Raw genomic sequence first — 21,776 nt, forward strand, 5'->3', positions numbered from 1 at the left:
GCCTTACTTGTTGGCGGCCATGAGGCGGTTGACTTCACTGCGCACCATGTTGGCGTATTCCGGTGGTGACATTGCGTCGAGTTCGGCCCGGACCCACTCAGCCCACTTGCCTTTGCGCTTGGCGCGCTCACCGAACAACCGCGCGGCCTCACCCTTGGATTTGCCCAGGTTGCTTTGCCAGAGGTCGAACAGACGGGATTTTTCATCTTCCAGCGCCGCGCGCTCGGCGAGGGGTTTGTCGGCCAGATTGAAGCTCATGGGAATTTCCTGCTGCGTAAAATAGGCGACATCTTACACTGTAGGACGAAATGTCCGACTCGGGATTTTCCATCCTGTAGGCTCATCGGAAACATTCACTGCAACTTTTTCGTTGCCGCCAGACTCCATTGTTCACTGTCCACTTACCTGCAAGGAGTACCTCAATGGCTCGCAAAACCGCCGCACAATTGGCCGAAGAGCAAATCAAGGACCTGGCATTCAGCGAGCTGGCAACGCTGATCGAAGAGTCGGAAAAGCTGCTCAACAGCAGCGCCGCGCTGGTCGGCGATGACGCAGAGACCCTGCGTGAGCAAATCGCCTTGAAACTTCAGCAGGCACGGGACTCCGTCAGCCGTGCGCGCGACCGGGCCCAACCCGCCGTCGACGCCACCGAAACCTACATTGGTGGTCACCCATGGCAAACCGTCGCCATCTCTGCCGGGTTCGGGCTGGTGGTCGGATTGTTGTTGGGTCGACGTTAAACGGTGCTGGGTTAAACAGCAAAAAGGCGAGCATTGCGCTCGCCTTTTTCATGCCTGCCTTACACAGGTTTGTAGCAGCTGGCGCAGCCTGCGTCCGGCTGCGCCGCAGTCGTAAATGCTCTACACGCGGATGTCCTGAAACACCGTATCGTTTGATTTTACGACTGCTGCGCAGCCGGACGCAGGCTTCGCCAGCTGCTACAGGATTGTCGTTTCCTTGTTACTGCGCGAGTGCTCGCAGGTTCGCCAGCGTCTCGGCGTCCAGCGAAATGCCTTGAGCAACGGACTTGGCCCGTTGCTGGTGGCGTCGATCACCCGGAAGGCGCTTGAGGCCCACGCCGTGCATCTGCCGCACCAGTTCCTGACTGCGTTCGGCAAAATTTTGCCCGGCCGACTTGCTTGGATCGATCACGATCAGCAATTGGCCAGTCCAGGGAGTCTTGGCGCCCGGGTGATTAGACCAATCGAACTCAAAGGAAAAATTGCCGCCAGTCAGCGCTGCCGCCAACAGTTCCACCATCATCGACAGTGCCGACCCTTTGTGCCCGCCAAAGGGCAGCAATGCGCCGCCTTCGAGAATCGCTTTCGGGTCCTGTGTTGGCTGGCCCAGACTGTCCACGCCCATGCCCGCCGGCAAGCGCTCCCCCTTGCGTGCTGCAATCTGCACATCGCCATGGGCAATGGCACTGGTGGCAAGGTCAAAGACAATCGGCTCGCCATCGGCCCGGGGTGCGGCGAACGCAATCGGGTTGGTGCCGAACAGCGGACGATCGGCGCCGTGCGGCACCACGCAGGTCATGCTGTTGACCACGCTCAGCGCCACCAGCCCTTCATAGGCAAAGGGCTCGACGTCCGGCCACAAGGCGGCGAAATGGTGCGAGTTGCGAATCGCCAGCACCGCAATGCCGGCGCTGCGGGCCTTTTCCACCAACAGTGCGCGTGCCGCCGCCAGCGCCGGTTGGGCAAAACCATTGCCGGCATCGACGCTGACGAACCCCGAGGCAACGTCTTCTACCACCGGCACGGCCTGGCCATTGACCCAACCGCTTTTCAGGGTCGAGACATAACCGGGAATACGAAACACACCGTGGCTGTGAGCACCATCACGCTCTGCGCCGGCGCAGTTGCGGGCCAGGGTACTGGCGACCTCGGCAGAGGTGCCGTGGCGTACAAAAATCTGTTCGAGCAATTGAACGAGCGCGTCGAAATCGAGCGTTTGGGTGTTCGAACTGACGGCCATTTCGGGCGATGCGGTCATCTGAAGCTCCAGTTTTATTATTGAGTACGGGCAACAGGGTGAAACAAGGTTGCAAGGCAACCCAAAAGAGTCGCCGATTAAGCGCTGCTGTACCGGCGTCCTGTCAAGCCTCGGCCACCTGATTGGTTCAAGCAATATGTACCGCACGCAACCTGTCGACTGACCGTATCGTTTTTCCTCCAGCCAATAGTCAGCGATTGCCAACCGATCGCGGCAAATCGAGGAAGAACAATGATTGATCCCTCCGCCCCCTATTTTTTCGACGAGGCAGAACGCGCCTCCTCCGCCCGCCAGCCCGGTGACCGCGAAAAAGCACTGAACTTCACCCTTGACGACCTGAAGTGGTTGAAGAACGTGTATTTGGCGACCGAGGTCGCCCGTATCGCGCAAAAAGACCCTATGCACGTTTACCTGCTGCTACTGAACAGGCCGGGCACGCCGGATATTCCATTGGCTGGCACTTTTGCCATGAGTCGCCCGGATGATGGCGAAGTCACGCTTTACACGCCGTGGAAAGGGTTGGTCAAGTTCGCGGACATGGACGACCTCAAAAGCAAGCTCAAGGAATGGCTGGCGTCGAACCCTGGCAAACGTGAGTTGTTACGCTTTCTCACTATCGATCAACGCCGCGCGCTATCTGCCACCGCGGCAGCTGATATTTCCACGACAGAAATCCCGGGCGCGGTGTTTCAAGACCAACAGGTCCGGCTTGAACGCAACCAGGAACAGAACATCCAGACCATGATGGACCAGTTGCTCAACCTGCCAACGCTGCAATCAATGCTCGATGACACATTGAAAAACGTGTTGCACAAACCGTTTCCGGCCCTGGACCAGCGTCTGACGCGACTGAAGAGTTTTGTCAGTACCCCTTCGGCCTTCGACGAACGTGAACCCCGGCACACGATAACGTCGCTATCGCTCAATGACGCCCTCCTTCACTTTTACCTGACCAACCAGTGGCCTGCGGGCGACTCCAGGCTCTTTGCCCATCCCGGACACGGCCTGAGCAGCGATGCCGATAACCTGGCGTGGGAAAGCGCGGTAAAAGAAATCGCCCACAGTTTCACGCCTCACTTGCACAGCCAGCTCGATGTGTTCTGGAACACCGCCATGAGCAATGGTCTGTCGCGGCGGGCGTTTTTCAGCGAAGGCTTGCGCGATACGTTCCACCATAAGCTTCTACTCCAGCGCCAGGAGGGCACGTTGACGACGCAGGAGTACCTGCAACTGATGAACCTCAGCCTCGCGCCCACGGATGCTCTGAGCATTGAAAAAGTGCGGGTGACCGCCCCCTTCAAGCATTACGTGGAACTGGCCTCGGCCTTGATGATTGGAGGCGCCGACACATTGGCTTTTCTGTACACCCCGTCTCGTGGCATTGAAGCCGCTGACACACTGTCGGCAGTCAAAAAAATCGTGCTGAACATGCTCAAAAGCGAGGGATATGAAGACACCTTGCTCAACTTCATGTCGCTGGAGGAACGCACCACGTTTCTGGGCCTGCCGCCCGATGAACGCTTGATTGAAGGCGCCCCCGTCGTGCAGCCGGCATTTGAAGACATCATGACCACCATCATCGACAAGCAACGCGACAACCTCAGTCATGCCTTGAGCCGTTACCGCGAAAGCGAAGGCACGCTGTCGCCCTATGCCTTGCTCGATAGTGCACTGGATGTCCGTGGTCTGATCGACGACCGCCTGCTGGCCTTCGACGCTGCCGGCCGCTGGAGTACACGGGTCGATCAGCGCTGGAGTGCGCAACCGGTGACCGTACGAGCCGAGTCGGCCAAGGAAGGGCTGGTGCGGCTTGATTCGGTTGCGCAGGCGCTTGATCAACTCCTGGACAAGCATCCGGCCATTCCCCCAGGCCTGCGCACCCTCACCCAGGTACAGAGCCTTGTCAGTTCGTCCGTGGAGAACTTGCAATCAAGTTTTACCCAGACCCTGTCAACGGCGTTGCGCACTGAGTTGAACCTGCGCACGGTCGCAAGGACCTTGGGATCGGCGGAACAGGCCATCATCAAAACCGTGCTCGACAGCCCGGTGCATTTGCAGCGAGCCGCATTGAACGGTTTTTTGCCGCAGGTGTTTTCCCTGGCGTTGCAGGCAAGCGGCGTGGCCGCCCCTCTGAAACTGGCCAGTTGTTTTGTGCTGACCGAACGCGGTGGCCTGGACCCGAAGCATTCGGGCAAGGCCATCTTGTGGACGCCGGCATTGGGATTCGAAGCCTTCGAGGCACTGCCTCCATTACATGCCGAGCTCGATCATCGCCTAAATGACGACACGTTGCGCTTGACCCTTTTGGAGAACCTCAGCCGTAGCGAACGATTACCGGGCAGACGTTACACACGTGCGCCACTTCAGCAGATACACGGGCATTTTCTCGATCACCTTCAAAAGCCCCATGTCCATCTCGACCAGACGTGTATCACTCGCGCATTGGCCACGCCACTTCCCTCCGCGCCACTGACCGACCTGCTGAACCTGGTGGCGTTACGACAGCCGCTGACGGGATTGCGCCGTGCGACGGAGATTGCCCTGTCACTGACGACTCAACAAAAACTGCCGGCATGGCTGGCCAAGGCGTCCCTTAAAGATCTGGTGCTGCACGGGGAACTGCTGCAGCAATACCTCGATTGCGTCAAGGACGACCAGGATTACCTCACGGGCCTACAGTCACTGCAGCGCACGGCTCACGCTGAACTGGAAAAACAACTCAAGACAGACGATTTCAATATCGACCCGGACAAGGTCCTGATCCGGATCAGCGCACGCCCCACTTCGTCGCCCCGTACTCAAACCCTCACCGACTTTGCATTGACGCCTTTCAAGGAACTGGACCAGGCCCGATTCAATCTGGAATCGCTTGAGAACACCGTGATTCCCAAGGAGATGGACGAGCGCTACATCAACGAACTGATACGAAACCTGAAATCGGGTGAGCAACAGCAGAAAATACTGAACGAAGCCCTTGCAGACACCCCGGCCAATGCCGATCGCAGAAAACGCTTTTACCGACAACTGCCCTGGCAACTGATGCATTACGCCCACACGGAAAAACTGCAGGAACGCCTGAGTGAATCGGGATTTGATCTGGTCCGGCAAATCATGGACATGCCCGACGCCATCGCCCGCGCGGCAGTCGACGGTGCCCACGCAATCATTCGTCCGCTGGAATTCCTGGGGATCAAGCCGGCACAGACGATCAAGGTTGCGGGTGTCTACTTGATCGGTTCGGCAACAGATAGCGCAATGCCCCAAGTCCTTGTCGCGCCACACAGCCCTCTTCACGGGATCAAGGAATATGAAAACGAAGGGCAACTGCTGGCGGAGTTGAAAGCGCGGGGACCGCTGCTCGACTGGCTACTCACACACCTGCCGCAACCCGACCGGACACTGCTGGAATACCGGATGGCAATCACTCACAACCGTGGCACTCGAGCAGCAACGTCTTCCGAACCCCGCACCAGCGAGGTAACACTGGCGTCCAATCCGATCAATGGGCACCTGTTCAGCCAGTTGTTCAATGACAATGCGGCGCTGTTGGGTCGATTGCTCGGTTGTCAGGCCGACGACAAAAAACACGGTGAATGGGCGACCATCAAGCACGTGCTGAGCGAAGACCTGCACGAGACCGTCTCGTTTTTCATGGGAAAACTCACTTACCCCATCACTGTGTGGCGCAGTTACCGCGACATCAAGCAATCCGCTGAAGACCTTCAGACGCATAAGTGGGGCGCGGCGATAAGAGCGTTCATCAGCGGCATTGCTCAACTGGCATCGTTACGGCAATCGCAGGCGTTTCAAAGCAAGATACCTTCGACGCCGGACTCCACTGTGCCGCAGGCGCCCGCCCCCGAATTCAAATGGCATGACGTCGACATCACCGGCCCTGAACGCACGCACTTGAAGCGCCATGAAAGCATCGAAGTCGACCTGGGTTCACTGACCATGGACGCATCGCGTGGACTGTATACCCATCCAAAAACCGCAAAACATTACGCCCCCGTTGAAGGAAAGGTGTTTGCGGTCGCCAGGCATGGCACTCGCTGGCGCATTGCAGGTAACCAGATCCGTGGCCCTCTATTACTCCAAAACACAGCGAAACAATGGGGCCTTGACCGAAAAACGTCACAGCCCCACTTCAGCCTTCTCGACCGATTGGATACGGCCATGGCGGTGTGGGGCGGCATGAACATCGACGCCAGTGGAATGGTGCAAATCCGACAAAGGTTTCCGTACAAGGCGCGTCAGATCGAAGAGGCACTGGACCAGGCCACTACCTATGCCTGGACCTGCTTTCGCAATCTGCACTTGCTGAAGAATTCCGAAGAGACCCAGACCCCGGTTCATCAGATCGTCACCGACTTTATCGGCATAGAGCATGTATTGCCCGCGCACGTGGAACAGTTGGAAAAAACCGTGACCGAGGTGTTTGCAGCCTTGCTCGACCCCACGCTCAGGAAGCCCGACTCCGATCGTTTTGTGGTCGGCCGGATGGTCGCCGGCGCGGCGGATGCGTTTGCCTTCATCGCGCCGAAGGATGCGAAGCGAAAGCTACACCTGGTTGAAAAGTTCTTCAGTCCCGGCTTCGAACACTACCGCCAGCACCTGCGCGACAGGCAATTCCCTATCGGTGCCCATAGCCGTGCGATGACGATTATTCATGAGCTGTCACACATCGTCTGCAAGGCTGAAGACATTGCCTACCTCGATGTCAGCCGCCCATTCGCGGATCTGATAGGGACGTCCACCACGATTGCCAAGATGCTCAAAACCGCGTTGTCCGAGGCTCAAAGCACCGGGCTTTCAATCAAGACACCCTATACCCAGCTATTCATGACCCCAGACCCTGATACCGGCGAGTGGGAGGAACTGGGTGATACGTCTCATGAAGATACTCAGCGGGTCAAAGATCATGTTTTAAAGTTGACCGGCGCAGAAAACCTCAGCGGCGCCCGTCATACCTTCAAGAAAGATCCCCTGGTCCGGCTTAAGGTACAGCTGAGCAACGCCGACAGCATCGCCTGGTTGATCGGTCATTTGGGACGACAACTTCACGTCAATGCCCCCTGACCTGAAAAACTCAAATGATAGTTAATTGCCATGACGGCAGTTAGAATGCCGGAAATCAGGACGAGTCAATGACCGACAATTCTCCATTGCCAGCCAAATATGACGCGATCACCGATGCCGCAGCGCACTGGTGCTTGCGTCTGCACGCTATCGACTGCACGGCCCAGGAGCGGGTCGCCTTCGAACAATGGCGTGACGCTCATCCGCTGCATGCGATTGAGTACGAGGCCATGCTGGAGATCTGGGAGGTCGCAGGGGAGTTACCGCGCGCCAAAGCGGACGACCCCGCTGCTCGCTCCAGACCCGCCATGCCGTGGCGCCGTGTCGGCATCGCCGTCGCGTTTTGCGCAGTGGTGCTGCCGCTCGTGGCTTTCAGCGGCTGGAACTTGGGGTGGTTCCCTGATTCGTACCAGCACTTTGAAGCCAGCGACACGGTCCGTCAGGTCACCCTGAGCGACGGCACCCAGGTTGAACTGAACCTTGGCAGTGAGTTGACGTTCAGCCACTACAAGGATCAACGTCGGGTGACGTTGAAAAAAGGCGAAGCCTTCTTCAGCGTCCACCCTGACACGGTGCACCCGTTTGTCGTCAAGGCCGCCAGCGGCAGGATTCGGGTGACCGGCACCCGATTCAATGTCTGGATGTACGAAGATCAGGTCCGTGTGAACCTGATCGAAGGTTCGTTGCTGGTCACCAGTAACGATGACCTTCCCGGCAATGGTTTATCTCTGGGGCCCGCCATGCAAGCGCGCTACAGCGAGGGCGACTACACACCGCAAATCAGTCAAACCTCTTCCGGCGATAATGCCCTGGCCTGGCGCAGTGGCAAACTCATCGTCGATGATCTGGCGCTCATCGATGTCTTGCCGCTGATCAATCGTTACCTGAGCAAACCCGTCACGGTGGCCGATCACCGCACCGGCCAGATCCGCCTTGGCGGTATCTACAACATCAAGGACCTGAACAACCTGGTGGCATCTCTGCCCAAGGTGCTACCGGTTTACCTGACCCGAAACCAGGACGGTAACCCGGTCATCAATTCCATTCCGCAACAAGCCCCCAAAAGCTGAAGGCCGCAATCCTGTGGCGGGTGTGGTCGCGCCGGGTTGACCCTCCAGGCGCACTTTTTGGAGTGCGGCACAGAATCCTCGTGCGAAAACAAAAGACAAAAAAGTGACCCGGCAACGGCATTCCAGATGACCGTCATCACATGCCACTCACATACTGCCGACAAATTTTCTACATTCCGGCCCTCATTATTTGTCGTGCTCGTTCAACTCAATGAATGAAAGCACCCATCACATTTCCTGGCCGGTTCGGAAAAGGAGTTTTTGCATGTACAACTCGCATCTGCCAACGGACGGTAGCAACGCGCCCACAAGCCCAGCCATGGGCACCGCAATTTTCGAGCAACGCGGTGAGCACCATGTCAATGAACGGATCAGATTGCTGCTTAAAAGCTTTGGCCTGCGAACCAGCCTGATTCGCCTGAAAGTGATCGACGCCTTGCTGGTCGCCGCCGAAAACGAACGCAGCCTTGGCGTGCGCGGTGTACATAGCCAGTTGATGGACCTGGATATTCCCCTGTCCTTCCTCAGTGTGCGAGAAGTGTTGAAACGATTGTGCAGCGAAGGCGTGATCATGCTCAATCCGGACAAAAGCTACAGCCTGCATCCGCACGCCATAGCCATGCTCCATCGCGAGCCCTCAGCTCAAGATGCATCGCTCAAGGCTTGACCTTGCGACGCATCACGCCATTAATCACCACCACGATCACCGCCACACCGATGGCGATGTACTGAAACACCTTCTCAGTGATGACACCTTCATTTTGCAAATACGAAAGGCCGAACATGATCCCCAGCACGACCAGAGAGATCAAAATCGAGTATTTCAAACGTTGCGATTGAGTCATTGCCAGTTCCTGAACCTGTAAAAGTATCCACTTTGTATCCGAATGCATGCCAACCCCCTACCTTTCTGCGGGGATGATGCGCTGCAAACGGAGTCTCATGTTACAGCCGATGACGAGTTTTGGCTCCATAGCGGCGTAACCATGAGGATTTTGAAATGTTTCGTCGAATCACACAGCTGATTCCCCTGCTTGCACTCCTGGCCTTGAGTGGCTGCATCGTTTTCCCCCATGGTGGCTGGCACGGCGACCACCACTATGACCGTGGCGGACCCGGTTATTATGAACATCGCTAACTTCCGAATGACTCAAAGGGCCAACCTTATTCACTTTTATTTGTAGGAAACTTCCAAAAAACACTTAACTAATGCCCGCCCCTGCTGCGGGCATTTTCATTAGTTTTGCACCCCCTTCAAACACTTGTACCAGCATCGAAATATAGTGAATACCTTTGAAACACCGGGTCTCATTCATTGATTAGAACCGCCCCTACTCAATGACTACTCTTGTCGTGCAAAACGATAGTCCGTTAATCAACTTGCAGCGAAACAGGAAAACCATGCACAGGCCTTTGATAAACATAAGTCCGTCTCATTTGCTTGGCTTTTGCTTCGCAATAACATTATTCGAACTACTCACTTATATGGCCAGTGACATGATCATGCCCGCCATGTTGACCGTCACCCATGAACTGAACGCCAGTGCCCGACATGTTCCTTTTGCCTTCAATCTGTATTTGGCGGGAGGCATACTTTTGCAATGGCTTATCGGGCCTCTCTCCGACCACTTCGGTCGCCGCAAAATGTTACTCATCGGCTGCGCGGTATTCGCTCTGGCGTGTAGCGCTGCCTTCGGTGTGCAAAGCATTTATGCATTCAACGGATTACGCCTGATCCAGGGGCTGGGCCTGGGGTTTGTCATTGCTGTCAGCTATCCCGCCTTGCAAGAAGTGTTCTGCGAAGCCGACGCAGTAAAAATCATGGCGTTGCTGGGCAACGTGGCACTGCTTTCTCCCCTCCTGGGGCCGTTGCTTGGCAGCCTGCTATTAGAGTGGCTGACGTGGCGGGAGCTGTTTTTACTGTTGGGAATCGGTGGCGTAATGGTCTGGTCGGGGCTTTACCTGTTCATGCCGGAAACCGTGGGCACATTGCGCCATGACGGTGTGCGCCTGGTGGCTGTGCCGTTTGAATGGCGCGGCACTGTTCGTCGCTATGCGGCGTTGCTCACCAACCGGCGATTCCTGAACGCCACTGTCGCGCTGGGTATCATGAGCCTGCCCTTGATTGCCTGGATAGGGCTGGCACCGGTGTTGCTGATGCAGAACCTGAAGTTATCACCGCTTGAATACGGACTGTGGCAGATCCCGGTATTTGCTGCCGTCATTGTCGGCAACCTGATACTCAACCGATTGATCGCCAAGACTGACATCCCACAGTTGATTCGATACGCGCTCTGGCCGTTGTGCGCAGGGCTCATCGCATTGGTCATCCTCAGCGCCTTCGGTGCGTCGACTCCCTGGTTGATCGCGTGCCTGGCGCTATACGCCGTCGGCCTGGGCATGAGCAATGCCGCACTGTATCGCCTGGCGTTATTTACCAGCGACGACAGCAAAGGCCTGGTCTCGGCCATGGTGGGCATGCTCTCGATCATGGTCATGGGCAGCGGCGGGTCAATCCTCGCAGCCGCCGGCGCCGGCAACAGCCATGAATCCTTCTCCCTGATGGCGGGTATCGCGGGGCTCCTGTGCCTATGGCCCCTGCGATTTCTTTTCCGGCGCAACGCTGTCGCGATTGCCGCCTGATCCCTGAGCAAAGGTCTTTTGATGATCCATTTACCTCACACCGATGCGCTGTGCGCGCTAACGAAACCCTATTGTCTGGATTCGGTGCCAGACGGCCTGTTCGATCGGGCGATGAGCGAAATCAGTCTGTTCCATTGCCAGTACACACCTGGCTATGAACGCTGGCTGCACGCCAATGGACTGGATGCCAAGGCGTTAATGTCGATGGATGACTGGTCAAGATTGCCGCCGGTTTTCGCCAACTTTTTCAAACGCCATTTACTATTGGGACCGTCGGGCGAAGGCGCGCTGGAGCTGACATCGTCAGGCACCAGCGGCCAAAAAAGCCGGATGCGCTATGACACGCGAAGCATGGCCGCAGCCCAAGGCATGGTGAACCACATTTTCCGACATTACGGCTGGGACACCCCCGACAGCCCCTGCAACTACTTGCTTTTGAGCTATGAACCCGAAGCGACCATCAGTCTGGGAACCGCCTACACCGATCAGTTTTTATGCAGTTATGCGCCCGTCAACCGGGTCGTTTACGGATTGCGCCTGACTGGCAGTGGCCACGCGTTTGATCTGTTTGGCATCGTCCGCGCCTTGCAGGAATTCGCCGAAGAAGGTTTGCCCGTGCGCATTCTCGGATTTCCGGCGTTCCTGTCCCACGCGCTGCAACACATGATCGACACCGGCATCGCGGACCTCAAACTGCCAGCCGAGTCATTGGTGTTTCTCGGTGGCGGCTGGAAAACCCAGGCCGCACAGCAGATTCCTCTGTCACAGCTGTATGAGCGAATCAATCGCCAACTGGGTATCGAGTTGTCCCGCTGCCGGGATGGCTTTGGTGCCGTCGAACACGCCGTGCCCTACGTCCAGTGTGCTCACCAGCACTTCCATGTGCCGGTGTATTCAAAAGTCTTCGTACGCAACCCCACTGATTTCAGCGTCCAGCCTTATGGCCAGCGCGGCTTGCTTGGGTTTGTGTCGCCGTACATTTCTTCAAGCCCGGCGCATGCCGTAGTGATGAGCGATCTGGCAACGCTACACCCCGGCGCAACCTGCGGGTGCGGCCTGGCGACCGACTGGTTTGAACTGCATGGACGCGCCGGAACCTCTGCCAGCCGAAGCTGCGCGATGGCCGCGTCCGAACTTATTGGAGGGATGTGACATGTATTTGATCAATGGCCAACTGCGTGACGATGTCCCTCTTGAGTCAACGCTTGAGCGTCTACACCAACAACTGCCACGCCTGCTGAGTGGGCCGATCGACAGTGACACCGTGATCGAAACCGCCGCTCGTTTTGCGTTGCGATTACAGACCAATCGGCTTGATCTACCCCTCGATGAAGAACAACACCAAGGGCTAATCGACTTCTGCCAACGCGAAAATCTCAGTACAAAGCTTGAGCGAGAACTGGGCGTTCAACCACGCTCGCTACGCCGAATCGACTACCGGCAAACGAGTTTTGAAAGCTGGCACCCACTGGGACTGGTGGTTCATGTGACACCGGGCAATGCCCCGATGCTGGCGTTCTGCGCGGTCGTCGAAAGCCTGCTGGCCGGCAACATCAACTGGCTGCGCCCCAGCGCCAGTGATGAAGGATTGACTGCGCGGCTGCTCGCCGCCCTGGCGCAGTGCGACAACAGTGGCAAACTGGCCGATTTCATTGCGGTCTTGCCTGTCAGCACGGCGCAGATCCCTCAACTTTGCGCTCACGCTGATGGTGTGTCGGCCTGGGGGGGTGAAATGGCCCTTCACGCCATTCGCCAGCACCTGCGCGCCGGCTGTCGCTGGATCGATTGGGGGCACAGAATCAGTTTCGCCTACCTGTCGCCAGACGCGGCCACTGTTCCAATGCTGGATGCTTTGGTGGACGAGGTTTGCAGTCTGGATCAACAGGCCTGCTCCAGCCCGCAATGGTTGCTCGTCGACAGCTGCGACCCGGGTGTCTTGCAGGGCCTGGGTGAACGACTGGTCGAAGCGTTCAATCGTCGCGCCCCGCAGTGGCCGGCGCTGGTACCGACAGATCAGGAAGCTTCGGAAATCATCACCCGAACTGCCATGGCCCGGCTGGAGCAGTGCTTTGCGGACAAGGTCGGTCAGGTCTGGACCGGCGCCGGATGGCGAATCATCTGGGAGCACGATCAAACGTTGGCGCCGTCGCCGTTGTTTCGCACGCTGCTACTTAAACCGGTGCCGCAACACTTGATCGCCGAGACGTTATTGCCGTGGCGCACCGTGCTGCAGAGCTGTGCATTGATATGTTCTCCCACACAAACTCCCCTTCTGGTGCGCACGTTGGTCAGCGCCGGGGTCACGCGCATTGCGCCTTGCGGGTTTATTCACGATGGCTACACCGGTGAGCCGCATGACGGCGTCTACGCCCTGTCTCGCCTGAGCCGTCGCCTCTCGGTGAGCTTGTCACCGGATGCGGCGATCGTCCGGGCGACACTCGACCCGCGACCTGTGCAGCCCGACACACGCCAAGCCCCGATCATGGATAAAAACGCGTTCATGACTCAGCCAGTCAGTGCCGCGGCACAGCTTTACTTTCGTTCGGGAGGAAGCAGCGGTACACCGGCGTTGGCGGGATTCAGTTATCGCGACTTCCAGCGACAGATGCGCGCAGCCGCCGATGGCATGTTTGCCGCAGGCCTAAATCCTGCTACGGACCGGGTGATGAACCTGTTTTACGGCGGTAATTTGTACGGCGGTTTTTTCAGTTTTTCCACGATTCTTGAACAAATGGGTGTGACCCACTTCCCGATGGGGGCACCGCCGAATGACGACTTCAGCGAAATAGCCCGGATGATCGTGGACCACCGCGTCACCGTGCTGATCGGCATGCCAAGCACCTTGCACCGCTTGTTCTTCAATGAACAGGAGCTTCTTCGGGCTTATGGCGGCATCGACAAAGTGTTCCTCGGCGGCGAACACCCGGCTGAGGCCAGCCTGCGGCTGATGGAAAGTTGTGGGGTGGAAGAGACTCGCTCGGCGATCTATGGCTCGGTCGACGCAGGCCCTCTTGGACATGCCTGCGCCGCGACGGCCAATGGGGTGTTTCATTTGATGTGCGATACCCAGCACCTGGAGATCGTACACATCGAACAGGATGTGCCGGTTCGGGCCGATGAGGTCGGTCGTTTACTGTTCACTTCCCGGGCGCGGGAAGGTCAGGATGTGCACCGGTATGACGTGGGCGACACCGGTCGCTGGGTACCCGGAGCTTGCCCTTGCGGGCTCGACTCGCCGCGATTCGAGTTGCTTCAGCGCCACGGCAAGTTGCTGCGGATCGGCACACAATTCATTTCACCGCAGGCGTTGCAAGACAGCGTCGGCCGACCGATTCAAATCCTCCTGGACCATGCGCCGGACGGTATGGAACGGCTGCGTGTTCTGGTGAATTCAGACGCCGATGAAGTTCTACACAATCTATTGACTGATGAATCACTGGCTAACGCGGTGAATGATTCATTTTTATCGGTGGACGTTCAAGAGTGTGCTGAATCAGCGTTCACTAGAAACACACACAGCGGTAAAACTCCGTTGGTCATTGATAAACGAACATAAATAGATCGCTATTTTACAGCGACATGTCTTTTAACCCTGAAACACCTGATAGATAGAGAACCCAGTGAATTCAATTTATTCGCTTGAACAACTCGTGCCTTATATACGGCAGCATTCAAACTTCTACCGTAAACATCTGCAACACTTGCCGGCGCAAGACGTGACGCTAAATGACCTGCCCTTGACCAATACGGCTGACTATTGGGCAGACAGTGATGATTTGAATCTTTGGGGCGTGCTGACCGGCAAAATCGAGGACGGGCTGGTATTCAAAACCGGTGGATCGACCAGCCATGGCAAACTGAGTGTTTATACCAACAGCGAATGGCAGACGCTGGTGGGCACATTCGGTGCCAGTGTTTCTGCCCAACTGGAGAACGGTGACCGCGTCGCCAATCTGTTCTTTTCCGGCGATCTCTACGCGAGCTTTGTGTTCTTCCACGACTCACTCGCGCAGGTCAAAAAATCCATCTGCGAGTTTCCCTTCACGGGTAACGTCGATATGGCTGTACTGGCCGACGCGGTAGATGAACACAGGATCAATGTATTGGCCGGCATACCCGCTCAATTGTTGCAATTTGCCGCCTACCTGCACCAACACCATCGGGCGCTGCTGGGAGTTGAAACCTTGCTGTACGGCGGCGAAAGTCTGTTTCCCTCGCAAATCGCCGTCCTTAAAACAGTGTTCCCCAATGTGCGGATTGCCTCCGCCGGCTACGCCAGCGTCGATGCTGGCCTGATCGGGGCCAGCGCTCGTGATTGCGCCTTGGGTGAGCATCGGACGTTTGAACCGCACACGTTGCTGGAAATCGTCGATGAACTCACCGGAGAAGTCATTGAAGAGTGTGATCGCACCGGTTTGCTGGTGGTCACCAACCTGACCCGCCAACTCATGCCAATGCTGCGTTATCCGGTAGGCGACCGTGCTTGTTGGCGTGAGCCGGCCACGACGCCGATGCGCAAATTCGCACTCAAGGGACGTAGCGCCCACAGTCAGCGAGTTCGGGTGGGTTCGGTGACCTTTCTGGTCGACGAAATCCTGCAGATCCTGCAGCGTGTCGCTTCCAGTGAGCAATGGCAGTTGGTGATCGAGCAAGAAGAATGCAGGGATATCGTAACGGTGAGGTGGGTACCTGACACGCATTCAACCGCCTCCGTCCCCACCTGCGACGCGCTGCATAAAGCACTGGTCGACCACTATCCCGGCATTGAGGAACTGAATCGCGCGGGGTTGCTGACCTTGCGCGTATTGTCCTGCGCGGTCACTGATTTGAAACTTCACCCGCGCTCCGGCAAACAGATGCGGGTCCTGGACCTGCGGGTATACGACACCCCCGTTACGGAGCGCATGTGATGTTCAAGCTTGTTTATCGCCGCTACCAACCCGGTGATGGGAGCGCCGTAAGCCAGTTGTTTCGCGAGGTCTACGGGGATCATTACGCTCGACCGGATGTTTATCTGCCAAACATGATCAGCCAGCACAACGCCGACGGCCACTGGACATCCATGCTGGCGGTGGACGGCGAACGTGTTCTGGGACACGCCGCGTTATGCCATGACACGCTCTCAGATACCACTGAACTGGCCCTCAGCGTGGTCCATCCGGCCGCGCAAGGGCGAGGAATCTCGTCACATCTGAGTCGGGAATTGCTGTTCCTGTCGCAAGCACAGGGGGTCAAGCGCATCCTGATCAAACAAGTCACCCACCATCCCTACACGCAGCGCATGGCGTTCGGCATTGGCTTTCACAGCACGGGACTGCTTCCCGACTACGCGCCGTCACCACTCACCGCGCCTCTGCCGGAAACCATCGTGATCGGTTGCTACTCGGTGGAAGAACACGCTCGCCCCCTTCCCGACCTCGCATGGCCGGAGAGTTGCCGCAGGTTGATGCAGCGTTTGAGCGCGGTGTTCGGGACGTGCCAGCTCATGGCATCGCCACCTTCGATGCCGTTGCAAATCCGCCAACACTATCAACGCTACGTCATCGTCATTCACCGCTTGAACGAGCGCCTGCTGGACCAACTCTGGCGGCTGCCCGGCCATTGGCTGATTTGCGCCAAACTCCAGTTGTCACAGCACTTCACCGAGGACCTGCAGCGAATGACGATGCTCGGTTTCACCTTCACCGGGTTGATGCCCGCTCCCGGCGACCATGGATGGTTCGCCCTGTTTCATCGAGGGGCGAGGCCACGCCACCTCAGCCTGCATTGCCCGGACATGCAACAGTTGCACGACGACTTGCAGCGCAACGTCGGGGCACTGGACACCGCGTGTTCAGCCGCTTGAGTCCTTCTTGTAAACGTTAAGACCCGGCTGCGCGCAAAGCTCCACCAGCCAGTCGACAAACACCCTCACGCGCTGAGACAACTGGCGGTGAGGCGGATACAGCGCCGTCAGCGGCATCACCGGTGGCGGCACGTTCGCGAGTACTTCACACAGTCGCCCTTCCTCGAGTTGGCGGGCGACGTGGTAATACGGCGTCTGAATCAGCCCATACCCGGCCTCACAGGAGGCCAGATAGCCGTCGGCACTGTTCACCGACACCTGTTTGGGTAAATCCATGTGCTGTACTTGATCGCCGAGCTGGAATTCGAGCCCGAAACGCTTGCCGGTGCTCGCGGAGAAGTACTCCACCATCCGATGCCCTTCGAGGTCTTCCAGACACTGAGGCGTTCCGTGGCGTTGCAAATAGTCCGGGCTGGCACACGTGACCTGATCCAGCATGACCAATGGCCGTGCCACCAATGAATCGTCCAGTGCCTGGCCACCGCGCAACACGCAATCGACACCTTCGCGAATCAGATCGACGGGACGGTCGTTCAACCCGAGCTCCAGTTCGATCAACGGATAACGGCGGGTGAATTCGGGCAGCTTCGGAATCACCATCAAGCGCCCTATCCCCGCCGGCATGTCCACACGCAGCAGCCCTTTGGGGTTGTTCCGTGCGGCGGAAAATACCGCTTCGGTTTCCTCCAGGTCTGCCAGCAATCGCACACAACGGGGGTAATACGCCGCGCCGTCGAGGGTCAGGCTGATCTGTCGCGTAGTACGTTGCAGCAGTTGCACCCCGAGATGCGCTTCAAGTTGCTTGATCAAAACAGTGACCGATGCCCGGGGTAATTGCAGGCTGTCCGCCGCTTTGGCAAACCCGCCGAGCTCGACGATTCGGGTAAATACGCGCATGGCGTTGAAACGGTCCATTGCTGTGGTGCTCTTGCTGATTATTTAGATTTTACGAACAGTGATAGCAGTTTTAGCCGGTTTATCTTGTTTCTGTCGAGGTCGACACTGTGCGCTCACACCACAGGGAGTTGATTTCATGCAAACACGTCAATTGGGCAAAAACGGCCCGCAAGTCTCCGCCATTGGCCTCGGCTGCATGGGCATGACCGATTTCTACACCACGGGCGTGGACATCCGCGAGGCCACTGCCACCCTGCATCGTGCGCTCGAATTGGGGATCAACCTGCTCGACACCGCCGACATGTACGGCCCTCACACCAACGAAGCATTGATTGGCAAAGCCATTGTCGGCAAACGCGAGCAGGTGTTTCTGGCGAGCAAATTCGGGATCGTCCGCGACCCGTCCAACCCCACGGCACGGGGCGTCAATGGACGGCCGGAATACATTCGCACGTCTATCGACGGCACCCTCAAACGCCTCGGCGTGGAAACCCTGGATTTGTATTACCAGCATCGGATCGATCCGCAGGTGGCCATCGAAGAAACCGTCGGCGCCATGGCCGAGTTGGTCAAGACCGGCAAGGTGCGTTACCTCGGTTTGAGCGAAGCCTCGGCCGCCACGCTGGAACGGGCGCACAAGGTGCATCCCATCAGTGCGCTGCAAAGTGAGTATTCGTTGTGGAGTCGCGATCAGGAAGAGAACGGTTGCCTGGCCGCGTGCCAGCGATTGGGCGTCGCGTTTGTGCCCTACAGTCCATTGGGGCGCGGCTTTCTGACGGGTGCGTTAAAAAGCCCGGATGACTTCGCGGCAGACGACTACCGGCGTTTCAGTCCGCGTTTCCAAGGCGAAAACTTTGCGAAGAATCTGTTGCTGGTGCAGCAGGTACAGGCATTGGCGACAGACAAAGGCGTGACAGCCGGTCAGTTGGCGTTGGCCTGGGTACTGGCGCAAGGTGACTACCTGATTCCGATTCCAGGGACCAAGCAGCGTAAATACCTTGAAGAAAACGTCGCCGCCCTGGAGGTAAAACTCAGCCGCGACGAGCTGCAAGCGCTGGAAGGAATCTTTCCGGCAAATGCGACGGCAGGCTTGCGCTACCCGGAGGAAGTCATGAAGTTGCTTGACCGCTGACAACATTGCCGGCCCGTTCGTTGTCCGGAACGGGCCGGCAACCGATCATGCCTTGGCGTTGACGCCCTTGTCCAAAGGGACCGTGGTTCCGTTGCCTTTGCCATAAGTGTGCAAGTTCTGCAGCACGTAAATAGCCGTCTTGTATTCCGGGATCAGGCCAACGGCGTACTTGTCACCTTTGATGCTGTTGTTCTGGATGGTGTCCAGTTGGGTGGCAAAGTATTCCAGCGCATTAAACTTCGCATCCGGGTCGTTCTGTACCCCGAACCGGTCAAACTTGTCACCGGCGTTCATCAATGTCATCGAGGTGATATCAGAAATAAGCCCTCTGCCTCGTAAGAAGGCGGCGAGATTGCCCAGTTGTTTCGACGAAACATTGGCCGGGTCGAAGCCTTTAACGTTTCTATGCAGTTTTTGTTCATCCATTTTCGCCGTATTCAGCGCGTTGGGATTGGTGCCCACCAATGCCAGCATCTGCTTGACTCTGGCGTTTTGCGTCACAGGCTTGCCGTTGCTACCTGTGTTCTGAATCAGCAGACCGGCCTTGGCCGTCCAGCCCCCGGTATAGCCGATAGTCATGACTGAATTCCCGACTGCGTCACCATAAACAACTCCTTGTCCGACCGAGTTTAAAGTCGGCGAGTATCGGCGTGGCAACTGGCCACACCAACAACTTATTCCATATTTTTACAATTTCCGTACATTTCAAATACAAACGATCAAGTGTTTAGTTTTATTGCTCTAAACACACTGTCCATAAAACGTATGAACAACTGAACAGGCTCTTTGTACGCCTTGGTTAGTTCGTTTATTTCAGACTCGATACGCTCAGTGCCTGACGCCTCGCTATCACACCTCCCAACCTTGGACGGTCGTACCTAAAGCTATCCCTGCGCAGGCCGATAGCCCGACGAAGCACCGCCGCTTAATCCAAGCCCAATAATAAAAGTGCTGCACACAAGGACCGGTCCCATGCCCCCATTCCGTACCATTCAGGGTCGCTACACACTATTTCTGGTGCTGTTTATCCTGCTGCTGTTTGGCCTGACGGTGGCCGGCATCAGCCAGTTGGTTGCGCCTAAACTGCGCCATACCGAGGAACAGGTCGCCCTCAATCGCATCGCCGAAGTCGCCCAGCAAATTCAGGGTGAACTGAACAAGGTTCAGGCCCAGCAGCGCAGCATTACCCAAACCATTCCTTTGCTCGACAGCGCTGCCATTGACACGGTGTTGCCAGGCCTGGTGGATCAGTACGGTGAATTGAAAGTGTTCGGTGGCGGGATCTGGCCATTGCCCGGCCAGCGCGAAGCCGGGCGAAACAAGTTCAGCACTTTCTGGCACCGCGACGCCTCGGGCAAGCTGGCGGCCAATGCCTTCTGGAACAGCGACGCCGCGCCGAACTATTACGACCAGGCCTGGTACAAGGGCGGCATGCAAACACCACGAGGCCAATGCGCCTGGGCGGCAGCCTACAAAGATGACGCCAGCGCCGAGCCACGCACCAACTGCGCCATGGCCATTCAGAAAAATGGCGTGGCGTACGGTGTCTCGACCATCGACGTGACGCTGGGCTTCTTCAACGACCTGATCGCACGCAAGGAGAAAGACCTCGGCGCTGAAATGCTGATCGTCGAAGCCGATGGCAAGATCATCAGCAACAGTTCGCGCATCAGCGGCCCGATTGTCCTGAAAAACATCAGTGAACTGGCAGGCAACTCGCCGTTCGCCAACCTAGTGAAAGCCGGCCTGCAAAACCGCGACCCGTCGCAGCGCGTCGAATTTGATAACAACGGTGAAGACAGCACCTTCTTCATGCGCCCGATCGAAGGCTCGCCGTGGTTTCTCGCCACGGCCTTGCCGACCAAACTGATCACCGCCCAGCGCGATGACGTCCTGAGCACATTGAGCCTGTTGCAAATTCCGATGGTGATCCTGCTGGCAATGCTGCAGATCTACGCGATCCGCCAACTGGTCCAGCGCTTGAAAATCCTCAAGGGCAATATCGATGCGCTGTCGACCGGCGACGCCGACCTGACCAAGCGCATCATCATTCGCGCCGAAGACGAACTGGGCGCCATCGGTCATTCGGTCAACGCGTTTCTTGTCTACTTGCAGAACATGATCGGTGAAGTGACCCAGGCCACCGGCGCAATGGCGTCCAGCCTCGATAATCTGCAACGTACCTCGGCGCATACCAGTCAGATTCTGGTGCGTCATGCCTCGGAAACCGATCAGACCGTCACCGCCATCACCGAAATGAGCTCGACCGCTGAAAGCGTCGCGCAAAACGCTGCCGAGACGGCCGCTTTCACCAAGCGCGCCAACGAAAACGCCGACCGTTCGCGGGTAGTGGTCGGCGAAGCGTCCAGCAGCGTGATTGCATTGATCGAAGAGGTGGCGAGCGCCACCCACAAGGTTGAAAGCATGCAGCAGGACGCCCAACGCATCACCGAGATTCTCGGGGTCATTGGTGCCATCGCCGGGCAAACCAACCTGCTGGCGCTCAACGCGGCCATCGAAGCCGCGCGGGCCGGTGAGCAAGGACGAGGCTTTGCGGTGGTTGCCGATGAAGTCCGCGCCCTCGCCGGCCGCACGCAGGACAGCACCTCGCAGATCAATGAAATGCTGACGCGCCTGACCCAAGGTGTCAGCTCATCGGTCAGTGCGATGGAAAACACCCAGGCCAGTTGCCAGTCCGCCGCCGATGCGACTGCACGGGTCAACTCCGGCCTGGATGAAATGGCCGGTTCCGTCAGCCACATCAACAGCCTGAGCACCCAGATCGCCACCGCCGCCTCGCAACAAAGTGCGGTCACCGAAGAGATCAACCGCAGCATGGTGCAGATCCGCCACATGGTGGAAGAACTGGTGAAGAGTGGTCAGGCCAGCGAGCTCAATACCCGGCAATTGCTGGAAGCCAATGCGCGGGTGAGCTCGATCATGGGGCGGTTCAAGGTTCGGTGATTGCCTGAACCTTGAATTGAACCCGAATCTGTACCTGTACCTGTACCTGTACCTGTACCTGTACCTGTACCTGTACCTGTAGGAGCCGAGCTTGCTCGCGATAGCGGTGTGTCAGTCAACAATTATGCTGGCTGACACATTGCTATCG

The 21,776-nt window shown here is 57.4% G+C and carries 16 protein-coding genes; 11 read left to right on the forward strand and 5 right to left on the reverse strand.

Annotation, left to right across the window (positions count from 1 at the left end; all coding sequences use genetic code 11):
* Nucleotides 1-3: 3 nt before the first annotated feature.
* Entirely contained in the window at nt 4-258 is a 255-nt protein-coding gene (locus tag AC1D2P_RS17760; protein WP_109786463.1) for a hypothetical protein, read from the reverse strand.
* Nucleotides 259-422: 164 nt separating this feature from the next.
* Here AC1D2P_RS17760 and AC1D2P_RS17765 point away from each other — a divergent pair, with 164 nt between their 5' ends.
* Nucleotides 423-740: an ElaB/YgaM/YqjD family protein gene (locus tag AC1D2P_RS17765; RefSeq protein WP_046033073.1), complete on the forward strand. Its 318-nt coding sequence runs from the start codon at nt 423-425 to the stop codon at nt 738-740.
* A 220-nt stretch (nt 741-960) separates the two neighbouring features.
* On the opposite strand, the gene AC1D2P_RS17770 is transcribed toward AC1D2P_RS17765, so the two are convergent.
* Nucleotides 961-1,998, reverse strand: a complete 1,038-nt coding sequence (locus tag AC1D2P_RS17770; RefSeq protein WP_223525521.1) for an Ldh family oxidoreductase — start codon at nt 1,996-1,998, stop codon at nt 961-963.
* Nucleotides 1,999-2,229: 231 nt separating this feature from the next.
* Between AC1D2P_RS17770 and AC1D2P_RS17775 the strand changes: the two genes are divergently transcribed.
* The 3 genes from AC1D2P_RS17775 to AC1D2P_RS17785 all read left to right on the forward strand — a co-directional run bounded on the left by AC1D2P_RS17775 (nt 2,230) and on the right by AC1D2P_RS17785 (nt 8,814).
* A complete protein-coding gene (locus tag AC1D2P_RS17775; RefSeq protein WP_477758132.1) occupies nt 2,230-7,077 on the forward strand; it encodes a dermonecrotic toxin domain-containing protein in 4,848 nt (1,615 codons plus the stop codon).
* A 68-nt stretch (nt 7,078-7,145) separates the two neighbouring features.
* Entirely contained in the window at nt 7,146-8,147 is a 1,002-nt protein-coding gene (locus AC1D2P_RS17780) for a FecR family protein (RefSeq protein WP_109786466.1), read from the forward strand.
* 265 nt (nt 8,148-8,412) lie between these two features.
* Nucleotides 8,413-8,814, forward strand: coding sequence for a fe2+ zn2+ uptake regulation protein (locus AC1D2P_RS17785; RefSeq protein ID WP_046033069.1), 402 nt, complete (start codon nt 8,413-8,415; stop codon nt 8,812-8,814).
* On the opposite strand, the gene AC1D2P_RS17790 is transcribed toward AC1D2P_RS17785, so the two are convergent.
* Nucleotides 8,804-8,992 (reverse strand): hypothetical protein, encoded by a 189-nt coding sequence (locus AC1D2P_RS17790; protein ID WP_109786467.1) that lies wholly within the window; start codon nt 8,990-8,992, stop codon nt 8,804-8,806. The genes AC1D2P_RS17785 and AC1D2P_RS17790 overlap by 11 nt on opposite strands.
* A 556-nt stretch (nt 8,993-9,548) precedes the next feature.
* Here AC1D2P_RS17790 and AC1D2P_RS17795 point away from each other — a divergent pair.
* The 5 genes from AC1D2P_RS17795 to AC1D2P_RS17815 all read left to right on the forward strand — a co-directional run bounded on the left by AC1D2P_RS17795 (nt 9,549) and on the right by AC1D2P_RS17815 (nt 16,635).
* On the forward strand, nt 9,549-10,790 hold the full coding sequence (locus AC1D2P_RS17795) for an MFS transporter (protein ID WP_223525519.1): 1,242 nt from the start codon (nt 9,549-9,551) through the stop codon (nt 10,788-10,790).
* Between the two features lie 21 nt (nt 10,791-10,811).
* Complete coding sequence (locus AC1D2P_RS17800) at nt 10,812-11,942, forward strand: LuxE/PaaK family acyltransferase (protein WP_109786469.1); 1,131 nt, start codon at nt 10,812-10,814, stop codon at nt 11,940-11,942.
* A gap of 1 nt (nt 11,943) precedes the next feature.
* Nucleotides 11,944-14,346: an acyl-CoA reductase gene (locus AC1D2P_RS17805; protein ID WP_477758133.1), complete on the forward strand. Its 2,403-nt coding sequence runs from the start codon at nt 11,944-11,946 to the stop codon at nt 14,344-14,346.
* Between the two features lie 64 nt (nt 14,347-14,410).
* Nucleotides 14,411-15,700 carry a phenylacetate--CoA ligase family protein gene (locus tag AC1D2P_RS17810; RefSeq protein WP_477758134.1) on the forward strand — a complete coding sequence of 430 codons (1,290 nt, stop codon included), beginning with the start codon at nt 14,411-14,413 and terminating at the stop codon, nt 15,698-15,700.
* Nucleotides 15,700-16,635: a GNAT family N-acetyltransferase gene (locus tag AC1D2P_RS17815; RefSeq protein ID WP_109786472.1), complete on the forward strand. Its 936-nt coding sequence runs from the start codon at nt 15,700-15,702 to the stop codon at nt 16,633-16,635. Before AC1D2P_RS17810 ends, AC1D2P_RS17815 begins: the two co-directional genes overlap by 1 nt.
* Here AC1D2P_RS17815 and AC1D2P_RS17820 read toward each other — a convergent pair.
* Nucleotides 16,624-17,550: a LysR family transcriptional regulator gene (locus AC1D2P_RS17820; RefSeq protein ID WP_477758135.1), complete on the reverse strand. Its 927-nt coding sequence runs from the start codon at nt 17,548-17,550 to the stop codon at nt 16,624-16,626. The two genes, AC1D2P_RS17815 and AC1D2P_RS17820, sit on opposite strands and share 12 nt — an antisense overlap.
* Nucleotides 17,551-17,668: 118 nt before the next feature.
* On the opposite strand from AC1D2P_RS17820, the gene AC1D2P_RS17825 reads away from it, so the two are divergent.
* Nucleotides 17,669-18,664, forward strand: a complete 996-nt coding sequence (locus AC1D2P_RS17825) for an aldo/keto reductase (RefSeq protein WP_109786474.1) — start codon at nt 17,669-17,671, stop codon at nt 18,662-18,664.
* A 45-nt stretch (nt 18,665-18,709) separates the two neighbouring features.
* On the opposite strand, the gene AC1D2P_RS17830 is transcribed toward AC1D2P_RS17825, so the two are convergent.
* A complete protein-coding gene (locus AC1D2P_RS17830) occupies nt 18,710-19,243 on the reverse strand; it encodes a hypothetical protein (RefSeq protein ID WP_046033059.1) in 534 nt (177 codons plus the stop codon).
* 393 nt (nt 19,244-19,636) lie between these two features.
* On the opposite strand from AC1D2P_RS17830, the gene AC1D2P_RS17835 reads away from it, so the two are divergent.
* On the forward strand, nt 19,637-21,628 hold the full coding sequence (locus AC1D2P_RS17835; RefSeq protein ID WP_460163937.1) for a methyl-accepting chemotaxis protein: 1,992 nt from the start codon (nt 19,637-19,639) through the stop codon (nt 21,626-21,628).
* Nucleotides 21,629-21,776: the final 148 nt, after the last annotated feature.

Source organism: Pseudomonas sp. P1_F1_2, from assembly GCF_056405815.1.